This window comes from Pedobacter ginsenosidimutans, from assembly GCF_001442625.1.
In the GTDB taxonomy this organism is placed as follows: Bacteria; Bacteroidota; Bacteroidia; order Sphingobacteriales; family Sphingobacteriaceae; genus Pedobacter; species Pedobacter ginsenosidimutans.
Window position 1 is genome coordinate 232,125 of the sequence record NZ_LMZQ01000001.1, and the last position, 12,085, is coordinate 244,209.

At 34.4% G+C, this 12,085-nt stretch carries 9 protein-coding genes; 5 read left to right on the top strand and 4 right to left on the bottom strand.

The genetic code is table 11. The annotated features are described in order from the left end of the window. Nucleotides 1-63 precede the first annotated feature (63 nt). The gene (locus tag ASU31_RS00875) at nucleotides 64-3,861 is read left to right on the top strand and encodes a DUF7149 domain-containing protein (RefSeq protein ID WP_057930509.1); all 3,798 of its coding nucleotides are present in this window, start codon (nucleotides 64-66) and stop codon (nucleotides 3,859-3,861) included. Here ASU31_RS00875 and ASU31_RS00880 read toward each other — a convergent pair. Further along, entirely contained in the window at nucleotides 3,834-4,640 is an 807-nt protein-coding gene (locus tag ASU31_RS00880) for a TaqI-like C-terminal specificity domain-containing protein (protein WP_057930510.1), read from the bottom strand. The genes ASU31_RS00875 and ASU31_RS00880 overlap by 28 nt on opposite strands. Nucleotides 4,641-4,745: 105 nt before the next feature. Between ASU31_RS00880 and ASU31_RS00885 the strand changes: the two genes are divergently transcribed. Then, on the top strand, nucleotides 4,746-5,408 hold the full coding sequence (locus tag ASU31_RS00885; protein ID WP_245224447.1) for a master DNA invertase Mpi family serine-type recombinase: 663 nt from the start codon (nucleotides 4,746-4,748) through the stop codon (nucleotides 5,406-5,408). A 329-nt stretch (nucleotides 5,409-5,737) separates the two neighbouring features. Here the strand turns inward: ASU31_RS00885 and ASU31_RS00890 are convergent, their stop codons facing one another. From ASU31_RS00890 to ASU31_RS00900, 3 genes are all read right to left on the bottom strand, one after another. After that, entirely contained in the window at nucleotides 5,738-6,142 is a 405-nt protein-coding gene (locus ASU31_RS00890; protein WP_057930512.1) for a HipA N-terminal domain-containing protein, read from the bottom strand. 1 nt (nucleotide 6,143) lies between these two features. Then, entirely contained in the window at nucleotides 6,144-7,175 is a 1,032-nt protein-coding gene (locus ASU31_RS00895) for a HipA domain-containing protein (protein ID WP_157257887.1), read from the bottom strand. Nucleotides 7,176-7,516: 341 nt separating this feature from the next. Next, a complete protein-coding gene (locus ASU31_RS00900; RefSeq protein ID WP_057930514.1) occupies nucleotides 7,517-8,908 on the bottom strand; it encodes an HNH endonuclease in 1,392 nt (463 codons plus the stop codon). 505 nt (nucleotides 8,909-9,413) lie between these two features. Here ASU31_RS00900 and ASU31_RS00905 point away from each other — a divergent pair. The 3 genes from ASU31_RS00905 to ASU31_RS00915 all read left to right on the top strand — a co-directional run bounded on the left by ASU31_RS00905 (nucleotide 9,414) and on the right by ASU31_RS00915 (nucleotide 12,084). Then, complete coding sequence (locus ASU31_RS00905) at nucleotides 9,414-9,788, top strand: hypothetical protein (RefSeq protein WP_057930515.1); 375 nt, start codon at nucleotides 9,414-9,416, stop codon at nucleotides 9,786-9,788. A gap of 91 nt (nucleotides 9,789-9,879) precedes the next feature. After that, complete coding sequence (locus tag ASU31_RS00910; protein WP_057930516.1) at nucleotides 9,880-10,536, top strand: hypothetical protein; 657 nt, start codon at nucleotides 9,880-9,882, stop codon at nucleotides 10,534-10,536. Nucleotides 10,537-11,697: 1,161 nt separating this feature from the next. Then, complete coding sequence (locus ASU31_RS00915; RefSeq protein WP_057930517.1) at nucleotides 11,698-12,084, top strand: hypothetical protein; 387 nt, start codon at nucleotides 11,698-11,700, stop codon at nucleotides 12,082-12,084. Nucleotide 12,085 lies beyond the last annotated feature (1 nt).

The following is a 12,085-nucleotide window of genomic DNA, read 5'->3' on the forward strand; positions in this document are numbered from 1 at the left end:
AAATAATACCTTTTTACTATATTATTTGTAATATTGAAAGCTAATCTACATTAAGAAAATCAAATGACGATCTCATTCATTGACATAAAATCCAGCCTAAACAAAGCATTCAGATTACTAAAACCTAAAAGAAACGATTTAAATATCTTCAAAAGTAATTTAAATACCCTGCTTGGACACATCAATGAACAGGAAACTGAAGAACATGTAAAAATCCATCTCATGGATTTTCTAAAAAACACCTATTTCCATCCGCAGCACTTAGTAGCTACAAATGGACGGACTGATTTTGTGATCCATACAGGTAATAATGCACAAACACCAGTAGCAGTTATGTTTGAAGTTAAGAAGCCTTCCAACAAGGCTGAGATGATTACAAAGACCAATCTCAATGCGAGGGCAATGCATGAGCTAATATTATATTTCTTAAGAGAGCGGATCGACAAAAAAAATTTATCGTTAACCAGCTTGATCATCACCAATATCTATGAATGGTATGTTTTTGACGCAGTTGCTTTTGAAAAGATATTTACCCAGAACAAAGATCTTCAGTCCGCATACCGAGAATGGAAGAACGGCCAAAAAATCAGCACATCTACAGGGCTATTCTATAACGAGATTGTCAAACCATTTTTAAAGGAGCTTGATAAAGAGATTAGTTTTACCTTCTTTGACCTTAGAGATTTCCAAAAAAGCCTTAAGTCAAACGAACAAAAAAACGACACTAAACTCATTGCACTTTATAAATTCTTCACCCCGATCAACCTGTTAAAACTATCGTTTACCAATGACAGTAATTCGTTGGATAAGGGCTTCTTCGCGGAACTTCTACACATTATAGGACTGGAAGAAGTCAAGGATGGAAGTAGAAAAGTGATCGACAGACCACAACCAGCAAAACGAAATCCTGGGTCAATTATCGAAAATGCCCTAAGCATTCTGGAAGTCGAAGACTGCTTAAGAAAAGTTCCATCCAAGCTTCAGATCGGCGAAAGCCGTGAACAGAAATTATTGAACCTGGCCATTGACCTTTCTATTACTTGGATTAATCGCTTGCTATTTCTAAAATTACTAGAAGCGCAGCTACAAAAATATCACCAGGAAGATCAGAAATACCGGTTCTTGAATATCCAAACCATCAAGGATTATGATGAGCTTTACAAATTATTCTTTCAAGTTCTGGCGAAAAAATCAGTGGACAGACTACCTGCAGTTCGTGAAAAGTACAGATTTGTACCCTATCTTAACAGCTCCCTATTTGAAATATCTGAATTAGAAGATATCACCATTAAAATTAATGCACTTGACGACAATGTTGATATCCCTATATATTCGAATTCGGTATTAAGAAAAGGAAAGAGCAAAATAGAAGGCTCAACGCTAAATACCTTGAATTATCTGTTTGCCTTTCTTGATTCATATGATTTTTCTTCAGTAGGTAAAGAAGAAATACAAGAGGATAACAAAACCATCATTAATGCATCGGTACTAGGATTAGTTTTTGAGAAAATCAATGGTTACAAAGATGGCTCGATTTATACTCCAGGCGCGATCACTATGTATTTATGCAAAGATGTTATCAGGCGTTCTGTCGTTAAAAAATTCAACGACAATTATGGATGGAACTGTGGAACGATAGCTGATCTGAGAAACCATATTGCCGACAAGAGGAATTCGTGTGATGTACTAGAATTCAATATTGTTATTGATACCTTGCGACTTGCCGACCCAGCAGTGGGTTCAGGTCACTTTCTGGTATCAAGTTTAAATGAACTTATTGCAATTAAGGCAGAACTCGGCATTTTTGCCGATCGGTATGGTAACAGAATTTCAGATGTGGATATAACCATAGCAAATGATGAACTAGTAGTCAACTACATGCAGGGCCAGGATTTCTTTGATTATCAAGTCTTAACTGACTCAGAGGGTAAGTTCAAAGTTTCTCCGCAGATTCAGCGTATTCAAGAAGCCCTTTTCGACGAAAAGCGTAAATTGATTGAAAATTGTCTGTTTGGTGTTGACATTAATCCCAATTCGGTGAAAATCTGCCAATTAAGGTTATGGATAGAATTGTTAAAAAATGCCTACTATAAAGTCGGAGATGCCGCTACAGCCAATGAACTTGAAACCTTGCCAAACATCGACATTAACATAAAGCAGGGAAATTCTTTACTTAATAAATACAGTCTAAAGGAAGATCTCTCCGATGTATTTAAAAAAAATAAATTTGGCGTTAAGGATTATCAATTAGCGGTGCAGCGGTATAAAGAGGCACCTAACAAGGAAGCTAAAGAAGATCTAAGAAATTTCATCAAAGAAATTAAAGCCAAGTTTCATGAAACAGTGAGCAATCGAGACCCTCGACGCAAAAGACTATCTGAGTGGCGTGGGAAAAAGATACTTGCCGAATCGACAAATAATAGTCTTTTTGGACAAACAAAATCTCTGAAGGACATTGGAAAGGAAGTTGCGAAATATCAAAAAGAGATTGATAAAATTTCATTGGAAATCGCGGAAATAGAAAACAATACGCACTATAAAAATGCTTTTGAATGGCGCTTTGAGTTTCCGGAAGTGTTGGACAAGAATGGAGATTTCATAGGATTCGATGTCATTATCGGCAATCCCCCCTACATCCAGCTTCAGAAAATGGGATCAGAGGCGGATATCCTACAACGACAGAATTATGATACATATGTACGAACTGGCGATATATATAGCCTATTTTATGAACAGGCTATAAACTTATTAAAGCCAGATTATTACTTTGGGTATATTACCTCAAATAAATGGATGCGTGCCAACTACGGTGAAAGTACTCGAAAATACTTCTTAAAAAGTACGAACCCACTATCACTTATTGATTTTAGTGGCTATCCAGTATTTGATTCTGCTACCGTAGATGTTAATATACTTGTCGCACAAAAATCCCCATATTTAAACGACACCCAAACTTGTCTTATACAGAAGAGTTTAACAAGTCTAGAAAAATTGAGCGATTTTATTGAACAAAATACAAGTAAAAATGTCTTTAAGTCTGGCGGAAGTTGGGCTTTACTTTCATCAATCGAAAAGAGTATAAAAGAAAAAATAGAGCGCCTGGGAGTACCCCTGAAAGATTGGGATATCCAAATAAATTACGGTATTAAGACTGGCTTCAATGAAGCATTCATTATCAATGAAGATAAGAAAAACGAGCTGGTTGCAGCCGACCCTAAATCTGCCGAAATTATACGACCGATTCTTCGTGGCAGAGATATCAAAAAGTATGACTTGAAATTTGGCAACCAGTGGATCATTAATACACATAATGGTAAAAAGGATAAAGGAATCAAAGCAATTGAAGTGCAACAAGAATACCCAATAGTATTTGACCACCTCAAAACCTATGAGAAAGAACTTAATAAAAGATTAGATAAAGGCAAGCACTGGAGTAATTTACGTAACTGCGCCTATCTAGAAAGTTTTAATGAAGAGAAAATAGTTTGGATTGAACTTACTGATCGCCCAAATTTTGCCTTGGATCTTAAAGGATATTTTTTGAACAATACTATATTCTTTATGACTGGTAATCATCTTAAATATTTACTGGGCTTTTTAAATTCAAGATTATGTGAATGGTATTTTGATAAAATCGCTGCAACTTCAGGGGCAGGAACAAGAAGATGGATAAAAATGTACATAGATCAAATTTGTGTGCCTAAGCCAAATGATGTTATCGAATCAAAAATTAATCTGATCATTGATTCTCTTAATGCTAAGTTTGATGATAGCATTTACAAGGACTTAAATCAATTAATTTACAATATTTTCGAACTTTCACCAGAAGAAGTTCAGTTAATTAATGATGCTGAATTGTAAATAAACTGTCTTTCATCTTCCGTGATATCATATAATGAATTTACAATATTGTTAATTTCAATTTCTGTTTGAATTTTCAAGAGTGGCTTTTCTTTTAATTTTTCAATTAATACTAACAATCTATCTGCCACATTCTGTGAAATTTTCGGTATAGGAAGTTGTTCAACGAACATTGGTTTGTATTCAAAATATCCACCATTACGCGTTACCCCCAGCTGTTTTATATAAAAGTCGGCTAGTTGTGAATTTAATATTGCTATTAGATAGATTTGGTCTGTAGCAATAAAAGATGAAGGTGCATTGATGTAGTAGCCTTCATCAACTAAAGCAAACTGTCCTTTTAATGCTAAATTTCCCCATGCAATTTTTTGTTTATCAAAATCCTCAAAATATGCAACGTTATCTTGTATTTCAAACCATTTATAAGACCCTGGCTTCCGTCCAGTAGGTTCATTATTGTTTCTAGGCCGGAGATTATCATAATCTGTTTGTAAATGCGCCTTAATTGCAGGGTATTGGTCTATATTTATACCTCGTCTAGTAAAAATTATCCACTTGTTTTCCCAGCTAAATTGATATCTTTTAATGTTTTTGCCAGATAAAATCGGTCGTATAATTTCGGCAGATTTAGGGTCGGCTGCAACGAGCTCATTTTTCTTTTTGTCATCTACTATGAAAGCCGCGTTAAAACCTGTAAGAATACCCCTATAAATATTGATATCCCATTCTTTCAGTGGTGTACCTATTGCTTCAATCTTTGTTTTAATTTGCTGCTCCATAGAACTTAAAATAATCCAACTTTCGGATGTAGAAAACTTAAATGAAGATTGATTTTGTTCAATAAAATCGCTCTATTTTTACATACTTTTTTTGTCTATTAAAAATTGTCAGAACTTCGTTTTTTTTTAATCAATCGCAAAAAGCACTTAAAATTTATGACTTACGGATATATTCGGGTTAGCACAGACAAACAAACAATTGAAAATCAAAGATTTGAAATCAATCAGTTCGGAATTAAAAATGAATTATTAGTTGACAAATGGATAGAAGAAACTATTAGTGGGTCAAAACAGGTTGACGACCGAAAATTGGGCAGCCTTCTAAAGAAGATGAAAAAAGGAGATATCATGATTTGCTCAGAACTTTCACGCCTTGGCAGGAATTTATTGATGATAATGGGAATTTTAAATGAATGTATGAACAAAGACATACAAGTTTGGACAATTAAGGATAACTATCGTTTGGGGAGTGATATAAGCTCCAAGGTATTGGCATTTGCATTTGGACTCTCGGCAGAAATTGAACGCAACCTAATTTCTCAACGAACAAAAGAAGCACTTGCACGAAAAAAAGCAGAAGGTGTCATTTTGGGACGCCCTAAGGGCAGAAAGTCTGCTAAAACCAAACTCTCTGGTCAGGAACGACGTGTTCAAGAATTGAGGGACAAAAATGTATCATACAGTGCCATCGGAAGAATATTGGGCGTTCATCGCTTGACAGTATCAAGTTTCATAAAAGAAGGCCGAGTAATTGCATCCGCAGAATGATTTACATATAAAAATTTTTAATTTTAGCTTGAACCGAAAAAAGAAATATTTAGATAACTGGATGATCACTTTCTGTTCATGGAGATTGTCACATGCAAATAGCACTTACTATTTAATCCCGAAACTTACTTTAATAATTTTTTCAGAATTGTTATACATTTTTCATTACTTGTAAATTGGTACACTAAAATAAAGCAGACGGGCTGTTTACAACTATAATATCTGTTATTAGCATACTGATTAGAACATGCATTTGATTATGAACTGAAGAATTATGACAAAAAAAATCCCCGAGAATTTTATTCGGGGATTACAATTTGTTTCAATCATTAAACTAATTCCAGTTCGTAAGGGTTGGAAATCGTTTTCTTTCCAAACCGTTTCAACAATTCTAATTCATTAGATTCGTTTATATGCTCTTTTTTCAATATCTCCTTAACTGCCGGTTGTTTTAAACCAGGAATACGGGTTTGAAAAAACGGCCACAAGCTATCATTCGTATAAACTTTATTTAGGTTTGAAAACCCCGCAATGTGATTATAGTTACCCCCATTTTTTTTGAAATCCTCAGTGTATTTAAATTCCCAAACACCGTTCTCACAATGCAATGTTCCGATAACCAATTTATCTACACGAAGTTCAAATGTAGCATTTTCGCCTTTTGGTAAAAGAACTTCAACGTCAGCATGGGGTTCCTCTGATTTTGAAAAAAGTTGCTTTAAATAATTTATCATATTATAACTCCCTTATTCTTTTAAATCTTTCTTTAACAATATACTCTATTAATTTACATCTTTCTAGGATAAAAAAAGGAAAAAATTCTTTTTTTAACATTTCCAAGATGCGCTCTTCATTATCCAATGAAGACATATCTCTTATAAGAACGTGATATTCGCCCTTATAGTTTTTAAGATATTTAATTAATCCAAAATGATTAATTCCACTATTATTTTCTATACTGATTCTTGGACAGGCATCTTGAATGTAATGTTCAACTTTTTTTCCATTCTGGCTCATAGCCCGAAGATTCTTCTCTATCCAATCGTCACTACTATTCCATAACAAACCTCTTGCCGAATCATAAAGTGGCGCAAAACGTGGGGGCGTAGCTAACTTTTTGGCATTAGTTATGACGCCCCAATTATAAAAGTGCCTATCATTGTTACCAACCAGCCCATCGTAGATAATCATTTTAACAATGTCGGTCATAAGTACGGTGCAATTTAATTTGAATTTGGCAGCTAATGCTTTTTCTATAAATTGAAAAGTAAACAGTTCCCGCGAAGTTTTCTTTTCATTAGCAATCTCTGCAGCCAAATCCATATCATTTAAGTATTCCCCACAAATTTCTGCACCATGGGTAAGAGTATCACTGCTTTTCAAAAAGTAACGGCTCAGGAAACGGATTTGCCCATTTATCCAATATAGTTCGACTTCATTCATGTTAAGTCCTAAAACTTGACCGATCCTATTGATCATAAATTCGATAACCGATTCATGGGGATACCATTTTTCTGCAGTTTTCGCGATATACGGAATCCAGGTTTTGGGATTCTTTTTATGAATGCCGTTATCAGGAGCATACCGGTAAACCCTAATAAATTGTTTTGGTGCATCGCCATCAAGTAACCTATCTTCTACATAATAGTGCTTCTCCTTTAAAGTCTCAATTATCCTTTCATTTAAAAAAAGGCCCGAACAATGCATGGATGTTTCAGTACGGAGTTTTGGATGGGCGGCTTTCACTTTAGATAGTATTGACTGCAAAGATAAGGAATAAAAATCTTGGTAGCATAATTCTAGCCCCCAAGAAAAAATTAAGACGCTATTATGAATAAACCGCAGGTGGTCGATACTATTTGTCCAGAAATAAAATTTTACTTAAATCATAACTATTTTGACATTGAATTTGGTTGTGAGGGGTCAAATAGATTCAATTTTCCATGTTTATATGCAATTAACCTAAAGAATTAGGAAAGAAGTCTGGAACAATCAAAAACTTATCTTCCATTTGAGTGAACGTTCAACGACTATTAATACGTTACCAAAACCTTTTAACAACTTGCTGATTAGAAACAAGTCTTTTGTTTTCCGACAATTCATTTTTCTCAAAGCCAAGAAACACCTTTTGGCATTTCAAGTCCGCGTGCCCTGAATACATTAAGACAAAGAATTTCTTTTTCATGTTCCCCCTTAACGGATTGGAAGTGACAGTAAACCTTGCGGCGATCACGCCCATCTCTTTCTTTTGCAAGCACAAAATGAAATCTTTTTAGAATCCACTTTCTTTTGTCGTTTTCGATGGTAAATTCCTGACCGATTAAGCCTTTATAATGTGCTTGAAACTGATCAGTCTGATCAGCAAAAATTGTCGAATAAATGTAGTTAGTTTTCGCGATGAAATCCGTAGAAAGCCCAGTGAACTGATCTGGATAATTAATAGTGAAGTAGGCAGAAATTTCTGCTGCTTTTTTCATAACTAGATTTCCGTGTTCCTCGTCGCTCACCTGACCCTTGGAACGACGATCCTTTAAATCATTGATCATTTTGGTGAGATCCTGCTCCAACATCGCCATGATATCACCATCAAGCTTTCGCTCTACCATATCATTAGCTAAAAATTCTAAATTTTCATCCCCTTCTGACAAATTTGAAATGTTGAGCTCTGGGATATTTGTCATTGGCACTCCGGTGAGCGCATTTTGATAATAAGTATAATTCACCTGAACTCCTTCATATTGCGAAGAAATTAGCGTATAAGCACAGACTACGTTAAATAATTCCAGGTAAACATATAACTCTTTCCGGTCTTCATTTGACCTGATACAAATTAAGTGGCTGATTTCATTATCTACAGGCTTCCTGATTTCCTGAGTTAAATTGCAGATAATGACTTCCTCTGATTGTTCATCAAGTGCATATATTCGTTTTAACCTACTTTCGATATAACTTAATTCCAAGCCGCAAAAAGCATAATATTCAATCATGATTTTTTCCACCGCTAGTTTGAGCTTCGGTGTTATGATGAGTGGGTTTTCAGCCACAAGTTCATTCGGAACTTTGCTCTTTTCTTGAATCTTGATATTTCCGCTCTTTGCAGCCATAAGGGTTTCCTCCACACCATAATTCCGAACCATTTTTTTGAGCATTGCTTGGATTGCCTTCTCCATTGGTCCACTAACACTGATGCCCTCAAGACCATTTTCTTGGATATTTTTAGTCAGAACTTGTTGGGGAATTATCTGTCCTTTCTGATCTGCTCTATATATGTTCCCCTGGTCATCTTTGATTGCGAAATATTGCGCATTCGCAAACCCTAGAAAATAAAGTTGCATGTGAAGCACCTCTTTCAATATGGGGTCAAGATGGATTCCAAACTTTCTATTGCAAGATTTGCATATTAGTTTGCGACTTTGAAGCCGACCATTCAAACTATCAGGAATGATGTGTTCATTTGAACCGTCTAACGTATTTGAACAAAAAAGGCAGTTATCTTTCATTTGCAAATAAACTATCGATTATTGGATTGCCTTGTGGTTTCATGGTAAGGCGAGCCTATTTTAACGTGAATATCAATATAAAATTGAATATTTCTTAATGATAATGCCAGCTTATTCTAACTATTGTTTCTTATGTTTCAATAAAACTTACCTAGGTTTCTTGAATTTGAGAATCTATCACACCGCCTAGTTAAAATTATCCTATATTTTAGGTATTTATATAACTCGCAACTTTGGCCATTTCCACAAAACAGAAAGTAAGAATTTTTAAAAGTGCCTAGTAACCGCTGTCGATTCAGCAAAAGAATCAAGATTACAACAATATAAAGATTTCATTTCGGAATCTAAATCCAGTCTATTTCTTTTTATAATGACCAATTTTTGCAACCCTTCTACATTATATATAGAAAAAAACAGACATGCTTGGCGCTCTTATATTACTTTTTCTTACTTAAAAAGTCTTATCTTGATTTTTAAATTGTAAGCCAATTTAAACTTATATAAGATGACTGATCTCATGGCAAGAAATCTTTTCAATGCACTTTACGACACATTATACAGAAATGGATTCGTAGAATCAATAGAAATTTTTTTATTAAATTCAGATGTAAATGACCAGCTTTCAAAAGAGCCTATTTACGTAATGGCAGAATTACACTACCTTGCTCAAAATTTAAATGCATCAAAGTTACATCTAAATAAGTTGGTCCGAGTAACAATGACCTATTTCAAAAAATCGAAAAATATTCTGGAGAGCTACAGGAGAATTATGCAGTCTCTTCCCACCGATAATCAAAGTGGACTATATCCCGGCTATGTACTGGGAATTTTGACAATGAATCTGTTGATATTACATCCATACTTAACCCTCCTGAATTGAAATACTTAACCCAAATGTTAAACATTATTCAAATTGCCATTGAGATAGATGAAGAAGATCAAACATTGTTTGATAAACTCAAGAATATATAATGGCAAAAGATATTTTTACAATCAAAAAAAAGTTTGACCACTTACTTCGGAATATTAAGGGAAAACCCATGGCATCTTTTACAAAAATGGTGGAGGTTGGATTTGAAGCGCTTGTGTGTGTTAATGCAATCAACGAATATGCAACTCTTTATGGAAATCCGATTCTTGTCACTAATCCCAAAGTTTTCCTTAACCAAAAGCCGGGTCGATTCATACCTGAAAAGTCTTTTAAAGTCGAGTTTAGCAGTGAAACATTTTACTTCGCAACTGATGTCGAATGTTTTGGTTTAGCAGCAATGCGCGAACTTGCACCTGTGGGTGATAAATTTGAAGCTGATTTAGTCATCATCAAAGCCCAATACATGTATGACATACAGAACAATTATAATGGTTATCCAGCTCCTCAACACCTTCATGCAACATATGAATGCAAATTTGGCAAATATTCAAAATCTCAACAACGGGAATTGTTAGGCTTTAGGCGACATGTTTCTTACTGTAGACCTTCAAGATTCCCTATCTATCATGCTCCTTTTGGAAAATCAACATTAAATTCTGTGCCAGAAATCCAAATAATAATGTTTCGTCCATTACATACTGATTTTTTTCAATATGAAACTGCGAAAATCTTCGACCTTCACCAAGTAATTATTTAAAAGTATAATTGCAGACTTCGAAAGCGATTGACTTTCTCATTTCTTAATAAAAAGTTTATCTAGCATTAGATTGCCATTGAAATACGACATCGCAGACCTTTATTAAACTTATATTTTTATTTTGAATGAGTGTGTCCATTATTGATTTAGTGGGTTGATTTGATATTTTAATGGTAAAAAACTTCAAAAATTTAAACCTAAAGTAAGTTTAATCAAGGAAAGCGACTTCATAGCATCTTGACACCATATTAACCTGGAATATTAATTAAATTATCTCTTTTAAAGGCTTATCCAATTAAAAACATGTTTTTATATATAGCGGCCATTAAATGTTAAAACTTCTTTTTCTTACGATACTGACCCTCAATTTTATTTCTCAAAACTTTTTCAAAATTTACTACGGCTTCACAATGTTCAAAAATGGTCGAACTTGCGCGGGTTGACCCTACTGATCAAAAGCTCATCGAAAGATGGGCTTTTTTTTGTTTAAAGCTATTTCATTTTATCTAAGCCGAGTCGGAGACTCTTTTTTATTGGCTAATCCGTAGAACTCCTGCGGAACGCTACGGATAGTGGGTGATTTTGTTTAGGCCTTAGCGAGACGCTACGACCAGAATGATAGGAAGATCGGTATTCGGCAAGTCTAATGCCACTAAAAACACACGCCATTGCTTTGCATTGTCATGGTTTTAATTTTGGCAAAACGGCTGCCTCATGAATGCTTCCTCTATCTTTATCTAGGATTTGCTTCGCTTCATCCCGGATAAATCTAATCGCATTCCATTTTTCAGCTCACCTGCGTAGTCGAAAATGCTACGCTTCGCTTGTGTTAAAACATAGATCGAATCCCGTTGCTTTGCAACTACTGATTCTCACACATTTTCTCAGTTCGCAAGCGGTGAGCACTAATTTACTTCCAGAAATCCATTAATATCTACATATCCAAAATTTCAATTAACTTTTCAACTGATATTATTCATTATCATAATGTAGAAAACTAAAGAATAATTAGTTATAGTTGTTGTTTATCTTTAAACCTTAGTATCTAAAAACAAATCAATGCGCAATAGAATCTGGAATGAAATATGTCAAGCTAAACACCACCAACTTTATTGTATTCAACTGTTAGCTTTTAACAGGAAGTATTTAAATTATTTCACAATGATAATATTAATATTTTCTGGTGCTGGCGTTATGGGATGGGCATTTTGGAAAGATTTTCCTTTTTTTGCTTGCTTTATCATTTCTGCTATCCAATTAGGCAGATTGCTTCAACCACATCTATTACCGACAGAAAAGCAAGTTGACAAACTTGATAGTGTCGTTGATTTTTACTTTGATTACTACAATAAGTTAGAAGAGTTATGGATGGATTATGAATCTGAAAAACTAACTGAAATTGAAGCTAAAGATTTATTCTATAAAATTAAAGCAACTGAGAAACCAATTAACAAAATCATCAACGAAATTGTAAAGACAACCAAGAAGAAATTATTGGCAAAAACTGATAGAGAATCAACCGATTATTTAACCAAAAACTTCAATTAAA

Excerpts from the sequence above, each read along its gene's own strand:
- ASU31_RS00910 (WP_057930516.1), top strand. The coding sequence starts at position 9,880 with ATGGCAAAAGATATTTTTACAATCAAAAAAAAGTTTGACCACTTACTT.
- ASU31_RS00915 (WP_057930517.1), top strand. The coding sequence starts at position 11,698 with ATGATAATATTAATATTTTCTGGTGCTGGCGTTATGGGATGGGCATTT.
- ASU31_RS00900 (WP_057930514.1), bottom strand. The coding sequence starts at position 8,908 with ATGAAAGATAACTGCCTTTTTTGTTCAAATACGTTAGACGGTTCAAAT.
- ASU31_RS00905 (WP_057930515.1), top strand. The coding sequence starts at position 9,414 with ATGACTGATCTCATGGCAAGAAATCTTTTCAATGCACTTTACGACACA.
- ASU31_RS00890 (WP_057930512.1), bottom strand. The coding sequence starts at position 6,142 with ATGATAAATTATTTAAAGCAACTTTTTTCAAAATCAGAGGAACCCCAT.
- ASU31_RS00880 (WP_057930510.1), bottom strand. The coding sequence starts at position 4,640 with ATGGAGCAGCAAATTAAAACAAAGATTGAAGCAATAGGTACACCACTG.
- ASU31_RS00875 (WP_057930509.1), top strand. The coding sequence starts at position 64 with ATGACGATCTCATTCATTGACATAAAATCCAGCCTAAACAAAGCATTC.